The sequence below is a fragment of the Gordonia amicalis NBRC 100051 = JCM 11271 genome (assembly GCF_000332995.1).
GTDB classification, from domain to species: domain Bacteria; phylum Actinomycetota; class Actinomycetes; order Mycobacteriales; family Mycobacteriaceae; genus Gordonia; species Gordonia amicalis.
Genome location: NZ_BANS01000031.1, coordinates 1 through 15,744 on the forward strand (window position 1 = coordinate 1; position 15,744 = coordinate 15,744).

General features: G+C 67.2%; 14 protein-coding genes and 2 pseudogenes. 8 read left to right on the top strand and 8 right to left on the bottom strand.

The window, feature by feature from the left end; all coding sequences use genetic code 11:
• Nucleotides 1-245: 245 nt before the first annotated feature.
• The 7 genes and pseudogenes from GOAMI_RS15290 to GOAMI_RS15320 form a co-directional block, all read right to left on the bottom strand.
• The gene (locus GOAMI_RS15290) at nucleotides 246-1,151 is read right to left on the bottom strand and encodes an alpha/beta hydrolase family protein (RefSeq protein WP_051995430.1); all 906 of its coding nucleotides are present in this window, start codon (nucleotides 1,149-1,151) and stop codon (nucleotides 246-248) included.
• Between the two features lie 263 nt (nucleotides 1,152-1,414).
• Nucleotides 1,415-2,986 (bottom strand): hypothetical protein, encoded by a 1,572-nt coding sequence (locus GOAMI_RS15295; protein ID WP_006437450.1) that lies wholly within the window; start codon nucleotides 2,984-2,986, stop codon nucleotides 1,415-1,417.
• Between the two features lie 100 nt (nucleotides 2,987-3,086).
• A pseudogene (locus tag GOAMI_RS23815) lies at nucleotides 3,087-3,921 on the bottom strand (HpcH/HpaI aldolase/citrate lyase family protein).
• On the bottom strand, nucleotides 3,918-5,081 hold the full coding sequence (locus tag GOAMI_RS15305) for an acyl-CoA dehydrogenase family protein (RefSeq protein WP_006437452.1): 1,164 nt from the start codon (nucleotides 5,079-5,081) through the stop codon (nucleotides 3,918-3,920). The pseudogene GOAMI_RS23815 and the gene GOAMI_RS15305 overlap by 4 nt, the downstream one beginning before the upstream one ends.
• 70 nt (nucleotides 5,082-5,151) lie before the next feature.
• Nucleotides 5,152-6,531 (bottom strand): MmgE/PrpD family protein, encoded by a 1,380-nt coding sequence (locus tag GOAMI_RS15310; RefSeq protein WP_006437453.1) that lies wholly within the window; start codon nucleotides 6,529-6,531, stop codon nucleotides 5,152-5,154.
• Nucleotides 6,528-7,739 carry a CaiB/BaiF CoA transferase family protein gene (locus GOAMI_RS15315; RefSeq protein WP_006437454.1) on the bottom strand — a complete coding sequence of 404 codons (1,212 nt, stop codon included), beginning with the start codon at nucleotides 7,737-7,739 and terminating at the stop codon, nucleotides 6,528-6,530. The genes GOAMI_RS15310 and GOAMI_RS15315 overlap by 4 nt, the downstream gene beginning before the upstream one ends.
• Nucleotides 7,736-8,296, bottom strand: a complete 561-nt coding sequence (locus tag GOAMI_RS15320) for a MaoC family dehydratase (RefSeq protein ID WP_006437455.1) — start codon at nucleotides 8,294-8,296, stop codon at nucleotides 7,736-7,738. Before GOAMI_RS15320 ends, GOAMI_RS15315 begins: the two co-directional genes overlap by 4 nt.
• Nucleotides 8,297-8,552: 256 nt before the next feature.
• Between GOAMI_RS15320 and GOAMI_RS23535 the strand changes: the two genes are divergently transcribed.
• From GOAMI_RS23535 to GOAMI_RS15335, 6 genes and pseudogenes are all read left to right on the top strand, one after another.
• Nucleotides 8,553-8,798, top strand: coding sequence for a hydantoinase/oxoprolinase N-terminal domain-containing protein (locus GOAMI_RS23535; protein WP_255219198.1), 246 nt, complete (start codon nucleotides 8,553-8,555; stop codon nucleotides 8,796-8,798).
• Complete coding sequence (locus tag GOAMI_RS15325) at nucleotides 8,729-10,192, top strand: hydantoinase/oxoprolinase family protein (RefSeq protein ID WP_255219199.1); 1,464 nt, start codon at nucleotides 8,729-8,731, stop codon at nucleotides 10,190-10,192. The genes GOAMI_RS23535 and GOAMI_RS15325 overlap by 70 nt, the downstream gene beginning before the upstream one ends.
• Complete coding sequence (locus GOAMI_RS23540) at nucleotides 10,126-10,479, top strand: hypothetical protein (protein ID WP_006437457.1); 354 nt, start codon at nucleotides 10,126-10,128, stop codon at nucleotides 10,477-10,479. Before GOAMI_RS15325 ends, GOAMI_RS23540 begins: the two co-directional genes overlap by 67 nt.
• A 133-nt stretch (nucleotides 10,480-10,612) precedes the next feature.
• Nucleotides 10,613-12,192 (top strand): annotated as a pseudogene (locus tag GOAMI_RS15330) (hydantoinase B/oxoprolinase family protein).
• Nucleotides 12,162-12,299, top strand: coding sequence for a hypothetical protein (locus GOAMI_RS23545; RefSeq protein WP_247603155.1), 138 nt, complete (start codon nucleotides 12,162-12,164; stop codon nucleotides 12,297-12,299). The pseudogene GOAMI_RS15330 and the gene GOAMI_RS23545 overlap by 31 nt, the downstream one beginning before the upstream one ends.
• Nucleotides 12,300-12,391: 92 nt before the next feature.
• Nucleotides 12,392-13,606: an amidase gene (locus tag GOAMI_RS15335; protein WP_040004896.1), complete on the top strand. Its 1,215-nt coding sequence runs from the start codon at nucleotides 12,392-12,394 to the stop codon at nucleotides 13,604-13,606.
• Here the strand turns inward: GOAMI_RS15335 and GOAMI_RS15340 are convergent.
• Nucleotides 13,590-14,315, bottom strand: coding sequence for a FadR/GntR family transcriptional regulator (locus GOAMI_RS15340; RefSeq protein WP_006437462.1), 726 nt, complete (start codon nucleotides 14,313-14,315; stop codon nucleotides 13,590-13,592). The two genes, GOAMI_RS15335 and GOAMI_RS15340, sit on opposite strands and share 17 nt — an antisense overlap.
• Nucleotides 14,316-14,664: 349 nt before the next feature.
• Between GOAMI_RS15340 and GOAMI_RS15345 the strand changes: the two genes are divergently transcribed.
• Nucleotides 14,665-15,099: a CBS domain-containing protein gene (locus GOAMI_RS15345; RefSeq protein WP_006437463.1), complete on the top strand. Its 435-nt coding sequence runs from the start codon at nucleotides 14,665-14,667 to the stop codon at nucleotides 15,097-15,099.
• 165 nt (nucleotides 15,100-15,264) lie between these two features.
• Nucleotides 15,265-15,678 carry a phenylalanine--tRNA ligase subunit alpha gene (locus tag GOAMI_RS15350; protein WP_006437464.1) on the top strand — a complete coding sequence of 138 codons (414 nt, stop codon included), beginning with the start codon at nucleotides 15,265-15,267 and terminating at the stop codon, nucleotides 15,676-15,678.
• The last annotated feature ends 66 nt before the right edge of the window (nucleotides 15,679-15,744 follow it).

Sequence of the window (15,744 nt, forward strand, 5' to 3'; positions counted from 1 at the left end):
CCTCCCTGGTCATTACAGCTAACGCTCCTCACACCTCAGGGAGCAAGTGGGCACTCACCGCTAACGCTCCTCACACCTCAGGGAGCAAGTGGGCACTCACCGCTAACGCTCCTCACACCTCAAGAGAGCAGATGGGCACTCACCGCCAACACTCCTCACACCTCAGAGAGCTAGGGTGGGCACCTCATAGAGCGAAAGTTCGTGCAACCGAGCCGAAGTCGAATCAGAGGTCCGTGGCCGCTGCATCAGTCGATCACGTCATCGACGTCATCGAGGTCGGCGTATGAGACTCCGGTGATGATGTCGAGAACCTGCGGGTATTCGGGCGCGGTCGAGGTCACCACCGAGCCGTGGTCACCGCCCGGGATCAGCACCGCCTCGGCCTGACCACCCTGCCTCACGACGGCGTCGACGTAGCGGCTCGAGTTGACCGGCGAGACCATGCGGTCCTTGGTGCCGTGTACGGCCACCACCGGTGTCGTCGGATCGATGTTCTGGATCGGGTCGACCATGGTGTAGCGCTTCGGCACCTGACGAGGCGAGCCGCCCAGGGCGGTCACGATCCGATCGTCGCCATGTGTTGCGGCATAGACCATGTCGAGAGGTCCGGCGAGCGACACCACCCGGGTCGGGCGGAACACCGGCCGCGCACCGACCTCGTCGTCCTCCAGCTTGTGCCGGGTGCCACCCCACACCGCGAGTTGTGCGCCGGCACTGTGTCCGACGACGAGTTCGTCATCCGTGGTGATCTGCGGGAACTGCTTGTCCACCACCGACACGTGGTCGAGCGCACTCGCCACGTCGCGGAAGGTCGTCGGCCAGCCGCCGCCCGAACCCACCCGCCGGTACTCGACGTTGTAGACCGCCATGCCGCGCTCGGCGAGATCACGAGCCAGCGGATCGAAGATGTCCGCGCCCAACGCACTCTGCCAGGCACCGCCGTGGATCAGGACGACGAGCGGGATCGAGTCGACCCGCTGCTCGCCCTTCGGGAGGTAAAACTCGGCCCAGTTCTGATCGCTGTCCGCCTCGCCGGGTGTCGGGTACTCGATCCGGTGGATGGTGACGTCGTCGAGGTACTGCACCTCCTCGGTCGCCTGGGTGTCGACCGGACCCGAGACCGCCGGGTCGTCGGCACTGCACGCCGTCAGTCCCAGTCCCGCGGCGAGTGCGACGCCCAGAAGTCGAAGTGGGACAGGCGACCAGCGGGATCGCCGGGAGTCGCTCAGGGTCAACGAAGGCAACAATTCAGTGCCTGCCTTTCCGGCCACGAGGCCATCACGCATTCTGTCGCAACCGGTCCCGAGTATCGGCACCACAATGTCGCCGGCTTCGCCGCCACCGCGCACGCGATCGACGTCGAATGCCCGGACGGATCTGTTCCTTCACTTCGCCGGCATCACTGCCGACGGGATCACTTCACCGACAGGGGCACGGCGGTGGTCGACCCACCGGCGTGGACCGTTGCGGTCAGCGGGGTCCACCCTGTCCAGAGGTCCACCGGCACATCGAGCTTCGCACCCGGCCGGAGTGTGACCGGAGTCTGTGTGACCGCGCTCTGGTCGGCGATGGTATCGCTGCGTTCGACCGCGACCCGGAATTTCTGCGCACGACCCTCGGTCTGCACGGTCACGCCGACGGGCGACGTGGCCCCCACCGAGACCGACGAACCCGGACCGATGGCGAGCTGCGAGGTCTGGGTCGAGACCGAACGCAGCGAATCCTCGGTCGCAACTTCGAACCGGGCTGTCGTCGGTGCCGACGAACTCACCCGGATCGCGTGACGAACGGGATCGACATCGAGCGCGGACGTCGCGCCGGCGGGAACCTCGAGATCCCCGACCGCCACCGCACCGCCGCTGCTCAAAACCGTCGTGCTGATGTCGGCGGTACGCCCGGCCTCGACACCGTCGACGACGACGCGGAAACGCTTGCCCGCGGGGACGATGAACCGCGCGGTGTTGTCGTTGTTGAACAGGATCTTCTGCTCCACACCGGGAATCGGCTTGCCGGACAGATCGGTGACACGGACGTCCCAGTCGACGTCACCGACGCCCTTGGCCGTTCCGTTGGTGTCGGTCACCGCGACGACGGTGTCGTCGGTGCGGAGGTCCGGGTCCTGATGACGCGCCAGGACCGTGGCCAGCGGGACCAGCATCATCTTGTTCTTCTGCGAGCCCTGGAACAGCATCGTCGGCTCGGACGGATTGGTCGCCGTCGAGTAGTACCAGGTGTCGGCGGCCGGATCCACGACCACCATCTTCTCCACACCCGGGAAGTTGTTGTCGTAGACCACGATACCGCGCTTGCCGTCGCCGAGATCCCGAATCGCCACCGGGTTGATCGCGTGTCCGGCCGTCTGCTCGTCGTCGGTGTAGATGGCGAGGATGTAATTGTCGTTGCGCGACCAGGCGTTCCGGAGCTTGGTCAGTGCCTGCGACACCGAGACCTCGGACATGGCGAGATCCGTGGGCGGGAAGCCCTGGGTGATGAACATCCGGGCGATCAGCTCGTCGAGAGGAGCCGACGCAGGCATGCTGTAGACCGTCTGCCAGGGCATCGCCAGCGGGAACGGGCTCAGGCGCTTCGTGTTGTACAGACCTGCCAGCGCCGCCATTCCGTAGCAGTGGCCTCCGGTCATCGACTCGTTGAACTCTTTCTGCACGAGTTCGGCGACGGTGGTCGGTGAGCAGACGCCGAGCACGATCCGGGCACATACCTCGTCGCCGAAGACCGCACGCATGCCGTCGATGGTGAGACCGCGCCGGTGCAGTGCGTCATCGTCTCCCCAGTTCTCGAAGGAGAAGCCGTCGCGTTTGACGTCGAATCCGGAGTGCGCGACCACCTTCCCGGCCTGAGGATTCACGACGGGTGCCGCCTCTGAGGCGCCGATCCCCACCACCGAGATCGTCGCCGAGACTGACACCGCGAGCGCCGCAACCAGCGGACGCGTCGACCATCGGGAATGGCCCTGACCTTTGCGCATTGCTAAACATTAGCGGACAAATCAGGCTCCCTGAGCACATCCTGAGAGGAATCAAGGCCCCTGTCGATGATCTGTCACGAAATCGTCGTCCGCGGGTGTGTCAGGCCCGGCGAGCGAGGGTCCTACGCGCGATCCGGGCGACCGCCTCGTCGATGAGCCGGCCCGCGCTGTCGGTCGCCGCCCCGTGCCCGGCGGCGTCGAAGGCCGCCAGCACGTCGACCGCGGTGTCGACTTCGGACGCGGTCGGTGCGAGACCGGCACGCGCGGGCCCGATCTGGCGCGGGTGGATGCACGCACGACCGAAGAAGCCGAGCCCGGTGAGCCGCCGAGTCTCCGTCTCGAATGACTCGGCATCGTCGATGACCGGCGATGCCGCCGCGAGGGGTGGCCGGATCCGTGCCGCTGCCGAGGCGGCCACGACTTGCGATCGTGCCCAGAGCAATTCGTCGCCGACGACCGGCGTGACCCCGAGGTCCGCGGCCAGGTCGACCTCGCCGATCTGCACGAACTCGACCCGGGGACCGCCGGCGATCGCCGCTGCGTTCCAGTGCGGCACCGGTCTCGATCAGCGGTGAGACCGGTGTCCGTGGACGGTCCTCCTGCGTCTCGAGATCGGTGAGCATCCGGTCCACGCGTTCCAGGGTCGCGCGATCATCGCATTTGGGCAGCCAGATGCCGTCGGCCCCGCACCGGACCGCCATGGTCAGGTCGTCGAGCAGCTCGGCACCCGGATTCACCCGTACCCACGCGGGCACACCGGACCGGTCGCGGTTCTCGAGCCAGGTGCCCACCGCGATACGCGCAGCGTCCTTGGCGGCCACCGGCACCGCGTCCTCGAGGTCGAGAACCACGGCATCGGTACCGGAGGCGGTCGCCTTGCCGAAACGTTCGGGCCGGTCGCCCGGTACGTACAGGTAGATCAGCGGCGAAGTCATCCGACGGTGACGGTCCCGTTGACCAGTGCCTTGGCGATGACGGTCCGCATGATGTCGTTGGTGCCCTCACCGATCGACATCAGCGGCGCGTCGCGGTAGTACCGCTCCACGTTGAACTCGGTCGAGTAGCCGTAGCCGCCATGGATCCGCATCGCCTCGAGGCTCGCGGTGATCGCGGTCTCCGAGGCGAAGTACTTCGCCATGCCGGCCTCGCCGTCGACGCGTGCACCCGAATCCGCCTTCGCGGCAGCCCAATACGTCATGAGACGGGCGGCCTGCAGCTGGGTCGCGATGTCGGCGAGTTTGAGCTGGATCGCCTGGAAGTCCGAGATCGGCTTGCCGAAGGCGGTGCGCTCCCGGGAGTAGTTGAGCGCCGCGTCGTACGACGCCTGCGCGATGCCGACGCTGCGGCCGGCGATGTTGAGGCGGCCGATCTCAAGTCCGGACAGGGCCTGCTGCATGCCGCGGCCCTCGACCCCGCCGAGCAGCGTCGACGCCGGCACCCGCACCTCGCCGAGGAAGATCTCGCACGATTCGGTGCCCTTGTAGCCGAGCTTCCCGAGGTCGCGCTGGACCTCGAATCCGGGAGTCGTGGTGTCGACGAGCAGGATGCTCATGCCCTTGTGCGCCGGCGAGGCGGACGGGTCCGTCTTGACCAGGACGGGGAGCACATTTGCGTGGCGTGCGTTGGTGATCCAGGTCTTGGTGCCGCGGATGACGTAGTCGTCGCCGTCGCGGGTGGCGGTGGTCTTGATGCCCTGCAGGTCGGTGCCCGCGCCCGGTTCGGTCAGTCCGATGCCGGTACGACATTCACCGCTCGCCAGCCGGGGCAGCCACTGCTGCTTCTGTTCTTCGGTACCGTGCCGCGCGATCATCCAGCACGCCAGGTTGTGACTGCCGAGAATGCCGGCGATACCCATCCAGCCGCGGGCGATCTCCTCGTACACGAGGGTGAAGGACACCATGTCGAGCTCGAGTCCGCCGTACTCCTCCGGGGTGGTGATCCCGAACAGACCCATGTCCCGCAACCGCGCGACGATCTCCGTGGGATAGCGACCCTCACGTTCCCACTCGTTGGCGACCGGGATGATCTCCTTGTCGACCAACTGGCGGAGCGCCGACCGCAAGTCGCGCTGTTCCTCGGTGAAACTGAAATCCATTGCGTGATCCTTGATCTGAGGTGTGGACGGAACTCCGGGCCCGGCCCGGAGTTTCGGCGATAACAGTCGGTCAGCCGATGAGGGCGGTCGCGAGCACCGGGATCTGTTCGACGGACGGGGCGTCGCACAAACCGAGGACCGCTTCGATGAGCGCATCCGCGTCGGCTCCGCCGCCGCTGTTGCCCCGGAACTTCTCGGCGACGGCGGCGTCGTCCATCGGCCGGCCGGAAGTGCCTCGGCTGCACGGAACCTCGCCGACGAGCCGTGTGGAGTCGTCGAGGGTGATGACCGCCCGGCCGGCGGCGTCGGCGGCCGGGCGGCCATCGGGTACGGGAACGACCTCGACGCGTCCGGCGGTGGCGGCCACGTCGGGTCGAACGATCGATTCCTCGGCGTAGGTGTCGACGGTGACGGCACCGTCGTGGACGAGTGCGGCGACGCTCCACGGCAGATCGAACTTCGCGTCATAGACGCTGCGTGGACTGCGGGTTCCGGTTCCCGGCCCGCAGACGATGTCCACGCTGTCGGGATGAACGTCGACGCTGATGGCGGCGACGCGCGACGCCGTCACCTGGGCACCCGCCTGCGCCGCATCGGCCAGGGCCTGCGCCACCGCATCGAGCGAGGCGTGCATGAGCTGACAGCTCGGGTACGGCTTGATACCGATACCGGCGCTCTCCCAACGAGTTCCGAGATCGGCGACGATCACGTCGGGATCGACGTCCCGGTCGGCGAGCGCCCGGTAGAGGCCGCGCCGGCCCTCCAGCACCGATTCGGGACCGGTGGCCCCGGCCAGGGCCAGGCGCGCGGCGAGGACACCGCTGAAACCCGCGTTCCCCGGATGCAGGACCTTGGTGTTGGCCCCGGTGTCGAGGAACTCGAGCAACCCACCCGACGACGACGCCGCGATGCCGATGGCATCGGTGAGACGGTCGGCGTCGGCGCCGTACAGCAGGCCGGCGGCGACGGCACCGGCGAGCGGGCCGACCACGGCAGTCGCATGGAGTCCGCGCGCGTGGAAGCCGTGCGGTGCGGCCACACCCAGTCGACAGGCGATCTCCAGGCCGGCCACCAGCGCGGTCACCGTCCGCGCACCGGTCGCGCCGACTTTCTCGGCGACGGCCAGGACGGCCGGTGCCACGACCGTCGTCGGATGCACGAGCGCTCCGGCATGCGTGTCGTCGAAGTCCAGGGCGTGCATCAGAACCCCGTTGGCGAAGGCCGCCGCGGGAGCGGAGATGGCCTCGGGGTCACCGAGCGGATGTGCCTGCGCCGGGCCGCCGAGCCCGCGGGCGACGGACAGTCCGGGGCCGCCCTGATCGAGTCGGCGGGCGCCGATCGCATTGCCGATCCCGTCGAGCAGGTGTCGCACCGCGGCCTGCCGGGTGACCTCGGGGATGTCCTCGATGTCGAGGCCCGCGGCCCAGCGCGCGAGCCGGCGGGCGGTCACGGCGTGGCCTGTGCGATCGATCCGAAGGCGCCGGCCTCGACGAGACCGCTGACGTCCTCTGCGCTGTAGCCGAGCAGTTCCATCACCTCGTCGAAGTTCTCGTTGCGGCGCGGTGCCCGACGATACTCCGCGGGCTCGTTGCCGAAGCGCACCGGTGAGGTGACCTGACGGACCTCGCCCCACACCTCGTGTTCGGTGGTGGCGATGAGCCCGCGCGCCAGGGTGTGCTCCTCGGTCAACGCCTGCTCGACGTCGTTGATCGGCCCCGTCGGCACACCGGCCTCCGTCAGCAACGACACCCAGTGATCGACCGTCGCCTCGGCGAATCGCTTCTCCAGCAAGGGCAGCAGTTCGTCCTTGTGCTGGCCGCGGGCGGCGAAGTCGGTGAACCGCGGGTCGTCGAGCAGCTCGGTGAGACCGATGGCCTCGGCCAGCCGCACCCAGAACTTCTCCTTGGCGCAGCCGACGACGAACCACCCGTCGGAGGCCTCGAAGGCCTGGAACGGCACCAGCGAGGGATGCGCGGAGTTCTTCGTACGGCCCGGACGGTAGCCGGCGTTGAGGTGCCAGGCGGCCGGGTAGGTGAGCATCGAGATGGCGGTGTCGTAGAGCGAGACGTCGCAGTCGCCGCCGACCCCATCCCGCCGGGCGGCGTGCAGACCCGCCATCAGGCTGAGCGCGGCAACGTAACCGCCACAGAAATCCACAAGGGAGAGACCGGATTTGGTGGGCGGACCGTCGGGATCGCCGGTGAGGTCCATCCACCCGGCCAGGCCCTGCAGGATGTAGTCGTAACCGGGTTGCTTGGCCCGCGGACCGGTCATGCCGAACCCGGTCAGGCTGCAGCAGACGATGGCCGGGTTGAGGTGCTTGAGGTCGTCGTAGGTGATCTTGATCTTCGCCGGGACGTCGCCGCGGAGATTCGAATAGACCGCGTCGCTGGTGCGGACCAGATCTTCGAACACCTTGCGCCCGCCGGGCGTCCCGAGGTCCAGCGACAGGCTGCGCTTGTTGCGGTTGAAGGTCTCGAAGAACAGGGAGTCCTCGCCCTTGTTGTAGGGCGGAACGTAGCGCCCGACGTCGCCGCCGGAGGTCGGCTCCTCGATCTTGAGCACGTCGGCACCGAGATCGGCCAGATGGACGCTGCCGAAGGGGCCGGCGCCGTACTGCTCGACGGCAATGATGCGGACGTCTTCGAGCGGCCTCATGAGCGCGCCTCCTCGGTCTGTGCGGCGGCGGTGAGCTCGGTCAGCGAGGGCGCCTTGACCTCGGGGAAGTAGTTCTGTCCGATGCCGCTCTCGCGGGTCGCGACCATCACCGAACGCTTCCAGGAGATCACGACCTCGCCGTCCTGGTTGACGCCCCGGGTGACCATCGACACGATGCCCGCGTAGGGACGAGACTTGGACTGGCGTAGGTCGGTGCAGATGCTCTCGGCGTAGATCGTGTCGCCGACGTAGACCGGATGCTGGAGTTTGACGTCGGTGAACTGGAGGTTGGCGACGGCGTTCTGACTCATGTCGATCACCGACAGTCCGAGCACCAACGCGATGGTCAGCCCCGAGTTCACGATCACCTTGCCGTCGGTGATGGGATTCGTCCGGGCGAGGTGCTCGTTGAAGTGGTTCTGATTGGTGTTCATCGACAGACAGGTGATCCACGCGTTGTCGGTGTCGGTGATCGTGCGGCCCATCGGGTGCTGATAGACGTCGCCCACGACGTAGTCCTCGAAGAAGCGTCCGAGTGTGGCGGGATGGGTGGTCAATGGTCCTCCTGAAGGGTGCGGCGTTGTCGTCGAGAAGCACACGCCGTGCCGCGGCCACCATAAACATCTGATCTTTAGGTCGTCAAGGCGTCACAAACCCTGGGTCGTCACCGAGAATCTGCTCATGGTTGCCGAACCATCCGATGTATTGCATCATTCTTCCGAGCGCAGCTATGGCTCAGATCACTCCCGTCACCGGATGGGGCGCACCGATCCGACGTCGGGGTGACGGCATGAGAAGAGGAAGCGAGTTTCGATGAAGCGAATCGGCGTGGATGTGGGCGGTACGTTCACCGACCTGGTCCTGTGGGACGACGACGGGACGGTGACGGTGCACAAGACGCCGTCGACCAACCACGATCCCTCGATCGGCACGATGGCGGGATCGAGGTGCTGGCGCAGCGTGCGGGCATCGACGTCGCCGACATCGAGATGTTCTTCCACGGGACCACCGTGGCCACCAACATCGTGCTCGAGCACAACGGCAGCGACGTCGGCATGATCACCACCGACGGGTTCCGCGACCTCCTGCACATCGCGCGTAAGAAGCGCCCCCTGAACTACTCCAACTACCAGGACCTGCCCTGGCAGAAGTGGCAGCTGGTCCCGCGCCGCAACCGGCGGACCGTCCCCGAGCGGATCGACGCCGCCGGCAACGTGCTGACCCCGCTCGACGAGGACGCCGTCCGCCGCGAGGTCGCACTTCTCCGCGAACGCGGGGTCGAGGCGATCGCCGTCGCCTTCCTGCACGCCTACCGCAACCCGACCCACGAGCAGCGGGTCCGCGAGATCATCGCCGAGGAGTACCCCGGCGTCTTCGTGTCGCTGTCCAGCGACGTCGCCAGCCAGTACCGCGAGTACGAGCGCTTCTCGACCACCGCCCTCAACGCCTTCGTGGGACCCAAGACCTCCCGCTACATCGAGAACCTGGCCGGCAAGGCGAAGGCCGCGCAGGTCGGCGAGGACGTCCACCTGATGACCTCGGCCGGCGGTCTGGTGACCTCGCGCAGCGCCAGCGAGGTCCCCGTGTCGCTGCTGACCAGCGGCGTCGTCGCCGGCCTGCTCGGCGGCTGCTTCATCGGCCGGGCCTCGGGATACCCGAGCGTCATCACCCTCGACGTGGGCGGCATGTTCCGCGTCGGACCACGCAGCGCGGGCGCCATGCCCGGACCCGCCTGCTACAACCGCGGCGGCACCGAACCCACCTCGACCGACGCCATGGTCGTCATGGGCTGGCTGGGCGCCGACAGTTTCTTGTCGGGAACCATGGAGGTCAAGCCGGAGCTGGCGACCGAGGCGGTCAAGACCCACATCGCCGACAAGCTCGGCGCCGATCTCGAGCATGCCGCAATGGGCATCTTCCAGATCCTCGCCCACTCGATGACCGAGGCCATCTCCCTGCACTCGGTGCGCAAAGGCTATGACCCACGCGAGTTCTCGCTGGTCGCCGAGGGCGGCGCCGGACCGCTGTACGCGTGGCAGATCGCCGAACACCTGGGCATCCCGCGGGTCATCGTCCCCGGCCATCCGGGCATCACGTCCGTCGGCGGTCGGCCTGCTGACCACCGACGTGCGCTACGAGGTCCCGACGACCGTGTGGACGTCGTCGGCCGAACCCGACCTCGACTTGCTGCGCCGAGAGATGGACCGGCTCTCCGAGCAGGCCGTCGCCCAGCTGCGTGCCGACGGCATCTCCGAAGCCGACATCACCCTCGAGCGCAGCGTCGACTGCCGTTATGTCGGACAGGGTTACGAGCTTCGTGTGCCCGCACCCGCCGGCGAGATCACCGCCGAATGGGTCGAGCCAGACCGCGGCCACCTTCCACGAGGTGCACGGTCGTACCTACTCGCAGCGTTTCGACGACAAGCCGGTACAGCTGGTCAACATCCGCGTGACCGGTGTCGGCGCGGTCGAGCACATCCGCATCGCCGAGATCGAGAAGGGCGGCGCCGACGCGTCGGGCGCCATCAAGTCGACCACCCAGGCGCTGTTCTGGAAGAACGACTCCGCCGACCCCGAATGGGTCGAGACCCCCGTCTACGACCGCGCACTGTTCAAGGCGGGCAACACCTTCGAGGGCCCGGCCATCGTCCAGCAGTTCGACTCGACGACCATCGTCGGCATCGGACAGAAGGCCACGGTCGACGCCGTGGGCCACATCATCATCGAGAGGAGCGCCTGAGATGGCGAAGACCCTGATGCCCACCGACGGCGTTTCCCTTGCCGCCGAGGCCAATCGGACCTGGAACACCGTCGAGGTCGATCCGATCACCCTGCGCGTCATCGGTGGCGCGCTGAACTCGATGGCCAAGGAGATGGCCCAGGTCCTCTACCGCATGGCCTACTCGAGCCTGATCCGCGAGTCCGAGGACCTCGGCGCCGGCATCTTCGACGTCAACGGTCGCGAACTGTGCGAGTCGGATTCGACTCCGATGCACTGTGGTTCGATCCCGGCCTACATCCGCGGCGTCAACCGCAAGCTCGCCGGAACCTACAAGCCGGGTGACGTGATCCTGCACAATCACCCGTACCACGGCGCGGCGCACTCCCCCGACTACGCGTGATCATCCCGATCTTCTGGGAGGGCGAGCACATCGGGTTCGCCGGGTGTACCGGTCACGTCTCCGACATCGGCGGCAACTTCCCCGGCCTGTGCATGGACGTCGTCGACGTCTGGGCCGAGGGCAAGCTGATGGACTCCATGAAGATCTACGACGGCGGCGTCCGCAACGACATGCTGATCCAGCACATCCTGGACAACGTGCGCACACCGGAGCAGAACCGCGGCGATCTCGAGGCCCTGATCGCCTGCTCCCGCATCGGCGAGAAGCGGTTCGTCGAACTGCTCGAGAAGTACGGTCTCGACGTCGTGATGAGCGCCGCCGACCGGTGGATGGACTACTCGGAGGAGATGCTGCGCAGCCGCATCCGGGCGATCCCCAACGGCAGCTACGAAGCACCGATCGGCTACCTCGACGACGACGGCAAGAATCGCGGTGTCCCGCTGAAGGTCGCGGTCCGCGTGCAGGTGGAGGACGAGGAAGTCCTCATCGACCTCACCGGCTCGAACGATCAGGTGCCCACGGCGTTCAACGTGCCCTTCGAGGGTTCGGTGCTCCCCGTCGCGGTGAGCGCGATCCGCACTATCCTCCTCGATGAGTACCTCGCCGAGGAGTTCGTCCCGCAGAACGACGGGTGCTTCCGTCCGGTGCGTGCCTACGCACCCGAGGGAACGATCTTCAACCCGGATTTCCCGGCGTCGTGTTTTGCCCGGTTCTCTCAGGTCAACCGGATCTTCGACTCGATCAACCTGGCGCTCGCACCGGTGCTGCCCGAGCGGGCCATCGCCGGTTCGTCGGCGGCGCTGTGTGCCATCGCCTACTCGGGTCTGGCCGAGGACGGCGAGTCGTACTGGGTCTACATCGAGATCAACGAGGGTTCCTACGGTGCGCGCAACGGCAAGGACGGCATGGACGCCGTCGACGCCCTGATGGCCAACACCCGCAACAACCCGATCGAGGAACTCGAGCTCAATCACGCCATGCGCGCCGAGCGTTACGAACTGCGCGACGAGTCGCCGGCTCCCGGCCAGTGGCGCGGAGGCATCGGCAGTGTGCGCACCTGGTACATGGAGACCGACACCTTCCTCGGCTCGGAGGCCGACAACCGCACCGACCCGCCCGCGGGTGCGCTCGGCGGCGGCGACGGCGCCTCCGGATCGTTCATCCGCAATCCCGGCACACCGGAAGAAGAGGTGCTCTTCTCGAAGGTCACCAGGAGGTCATCCACGCGGGTGACCGCCTGGAGATCCGGATGCCGTCGGGTGGAGGTTTCGGCGACCCGTTCCGGCGCGACCCGTTCTCCGTGCTGTCCGACGTGTGGGACGAGTACCTGACCGCCGAGGAGGCGCGCCAGGACTACGGTGTGGTCGTGAACACCGACAACTGGACCGTCGACGAGGCTGCCACCGAGGCCCTGCGCTCGTCGCGGGTGGCGTCCTGACCAGTGATCTCGGAGGGGCCGGCGATTCTGTCGCCGGCCCCTCCGGCATCTCCGGGAGTCCCTCTGCCGAAGCGGTTTCCGTCGCCGAGCGCTTGAACACGGTCATCAGCTGGGTGCCCGGCGAGCTGGGCGTCGATCCATCGGGGGCCCGGAGTCCCCTGGCGGGTGTCCGCGTGGGCGTGAAGGACAACATCGAGGTCGGTGGGGTGCGATCCACCTGTGGATCGGAGTTCTTCGCCGACCGCGTGGCGGCGGACGACGCGGCATGTGTCGACGCCCTGAAACGTGCCGGGGCGGTGATCACCTCCACGCTGAACCTCGCCGAGTTCGCCGTCGGCGTCACGAGCCAGAACTCGGCATCGGGCGGTCCGGTGAATCCCTGGGACGCCCGCCGTGTGCCCGGTGGCTCGAGCGGCGGGTCAGGTGTCGCCGTCGCCGCAGGGGTCGTCGACGTGGCACTCGGCACCGACACCGGCGGTTCGATCCGGTTGCCCGCCGCATGCTGCGGGGTGACCGGTCTGCGCCCGTCCGTCGGCCTGCTGGACATGTCCGGGATCTTCCCCGTGAGTGCGGACTTCGACACCGTCGGACCGCTGGCCCGCACGGCCACCCGGGTGCGCGAGACGTTCGCGGTGCTCGCCGGTTCGGACCCGACACCCCCGGACACCGGTCCCCTCAGAGTTGCGGTCCCGTGGCCGTTCGTCACCGGCGACGTCGATCCCGCCATCACCGACGCCGTCACCGAGGCCGTCGAACTCCTCCGGCAACTGGGTCACCGCGTCGTGGAATGTCCGGTGCCGCACAGTGAGTCGGCGCAGGACGTGGTCTACACCCTGATCTATTCGGACCTGGCACGCATCCACGCCGAACGATTGCGCGACGAGCCGTCCCGTTTCCAGCCGGCGACCCGCGAACGAATCTCCCTCGGACTGGACATCTCCGACGAACAGCGGGCGGCCGCGGTGCGACAGCGGGACGTCTTCCGGTCGGCGATGGCCGACATGTTCCGGGACGTGGACGTCGTGCTCACCCCGGCGATGCCGGTGGACGTACCGGAGCTCGGCGTCGGGGAGGCGGTGGTGGCACAGGCCCGCCGGATGGGACAGCTGACGTATCCGTGGTCGTTGCACGACGGCCCGACACTGGCGCTGCCGATCGGCGTGCATCCGTCCGGAATGCCCATCGGTGCACAGCTGACGGCCGCGCGTCTGCGTGAGGGGACCCTCCTCGCGCTGGCCGAGCAGGTGCAGGAACACAGCGACTGGCATCTCCGGCTCCCGCCCGTCCGTGTCAGTTCTGGCGTCTGAGCAGGTCCATCTGCTTGTAGACGTCACCGAGGTGGTCGAGGTGCCGGCGCATGAGGGTCATCGCCGTCATCGAGTCCCGGCGCTCGACCGCCTCGAGGATCGCACGGTGATCCTCGTCGACGCATCGCCAGAAACCCTCCGGTGCGGCGTCACGACTGAAGCGGCTGCCGATGACCCGGAACACCGGGACGGTGATGAGATCGAGGAGCGGGTTGTCCGCCGCGCGCAGCAGGATGCGGTGAAACTCCTGGTTGTTGGCGTAGACCTCGGGACCGATGCCGGAGGATGGGTCGAAGATGGTGTCGCGCAACTCTTCCAGGTGAGCGTCGGTGTGCCGGTAGGCGGCGACGCCGGCCGCGGGGACCTCGGTGAGCTGACGAACCTCCATGAGTTGGTCGACGGTCACCCCCTCGGCGGCGGCGAGCAGGGTGACCCCGGCTTCGAGATGAGCACTGAGCTGGCCGATGTCGGGGGTGGCGACGAACGTCCCGCCGGTGACCCCGCGCGTGGTGTGGACCAGGTTCTCGCTCGCGAGCGTCCGGATGGCCTCGCGTACGGTGCTCTGACCCACGCCGAACTCGGCCCGGAGTTCGGTGTCCGGTGGGAGACGGGTGCCCGGGGTCAGTTCGCCGGCGAGGATCCGTACGCGCAGCGCGTCGGCGACGACCTCGTACGCGGGACGCTTGCCGGACTTATTCGCCTCTGTCACAACATGTTCCGATCTCAGTAGGTTTGTCTCAAACTACCAGATCATCCACACATCGACGCCTACCGACAGACCCGACTTCGCGCTGCGCAGTCTCTGCAGGACCTCGTCGAAGTGAGGTTCGCGGCATCGCGTAAAGGTGTGGACGATTCCATCGACGCACCACCCCGGAATGATTCGCTGCTCTACCCCAGGGCACGACGACACGGCTGAATCAGTCACGTCGACTACCTTTGTCACTTCGTCGCGGTCCGACCGACTCTAGGCATCAGCTGCACGAAGGGGTGGCATGGAGACGGAGGGATCCATGCACCGACCCCCCGACCGAGTGCCTACACAGAGGAGTGCACACATGACGACGACTGCCCAACAGATCATGCACGAAGGCGCCGAGTGCATCGAGGCTCACGCCACGCTGGCTCAGGCGGCCGGGCTGATGGCCGAGCTCGACATCGGGGCGCTCCCGGTCCTCGACGCGCAGGACCGCCTCACCGGGATCGTCACCGATCGCGACATTGTGACGAAGTGCGTTGCGGCCGGCCATGATCCCGGAACGATGCTCGTCGGCGATCTCGTCGGGCCAGAGGTGTTCAAGGTCGACACCGATGCGGACGTGGATGAGATTCTGCGACTGATGGAGACCCACCAGGTGCGGCGCCTTCCGGTGCTCGACGACGGCCACCCGGTCGGCATGATCAGTGAAGCCGATATCGCGCGGAATCTGCCCGAGTACACAGTGGGACACCTGGTTGAAGCCGTGTGCGCCCCCAGAGCTCTCTCGGTCTGAGACGAAACCCGCACTGGGCCGAGCAGAAGACGAGTCGTGACCACATCTACAGGCCATCGGTCGATCGCTCGGTGACCGAGCGCCGGAGCGTCGACGGTGGCCTGTCTTTCTGCGACGACGACCCCGGCGGACACGGCCTGGCGTGTGAAACGAAAAGGATGAGTGATGACAGCGATCGAACACGCCGCAATTCGTGTGCACATCTTGGGAATCACATTGCAATCGGACGTGTCCGAGCATCGGCTCCTGGAGGAACTGCGTCGCCGCGGTTACCGCGTGCAGCCAAGCGATCTACGCCTGGCGCTCGACGACATCGTCAAACGGGGCCTGATCGAGCGGCACGACACAATGCGGAGATGCCGAAATCGTCGCACCTACGAGGCGACACCGGCCGGTCGCATGGCGTGGGCCGACGAGTGCCGTGCCTTGAGCAAATTCGCCCACGAAGTGTTCGGGGCCCAGCTTCCGCCGCTGCCGGCGCAAGTCGGTCTCGACGACTCGCAGGCGTGGTTATCCGCACCCCGTCGACAGAACGGTGAGACAAAGACCTCTCGGGCGACCGGTCGACGTGCGTTCTAGGCTCTGTCCGGCGCTGAGTTCGCTGTCCCGCGCGACCTGGTCAGCCCGTTGGCCTGCGGATCGACC

Bases quoted from the DNA above. Each gene is read 5' to 3' on its own strand.
- GOAMI_RS15295 (WP_006437450.1), bottom strand. From the start codon at position 2,986: ATGCGCAAAGGTCAGGGCCATTCCCGATGGTCGACGCGTCCGCTGGTT.
- GOAMI_RS15305 (WP_006437452.1), bottom strand. From the start codon at position 5,081: ATGGATTTCAGTTTCACCGAGGAACAGCGCGACTTGCGGTCGGCGCTC.
- GOAMI_RS15315 (WP_006437454.1), bottom strand. From the start codon at position 7,739: ATGAGGCCGCTCGAAGACGTCCGCATCATTGCCGTCGAGCAGTACGGC.
- GOAMI_RS23535 (WP_255219198.1), top strand. From the start codon at position 8,553: ATGAAGCGAATCGGCGTGGATGTGGGCGGTACGTTCACCGACCTGGTC.
- GOAMI_RS15325 (WP_255219199.1), top strand. From the start codon at position 8,729: ATGTTCTTCCACGGGACCACCGTGGCCACCAACATCGTGCTCGAGCAC.
- GOAMI_RS15345 (WP_006437463.1), top strand. From the start codon at position 14,665: ATGACGACGACTGCCCAACAGATCATGCACGAAGGCGCCGAGTGCATC.
- GOAMI_RS15350 (WP_006437464.1), top strand. From the start codon at position 15,265: ATGACAGCGATCGAACACGCCGCAATTCGTGTGCACATCTTGGGAATC.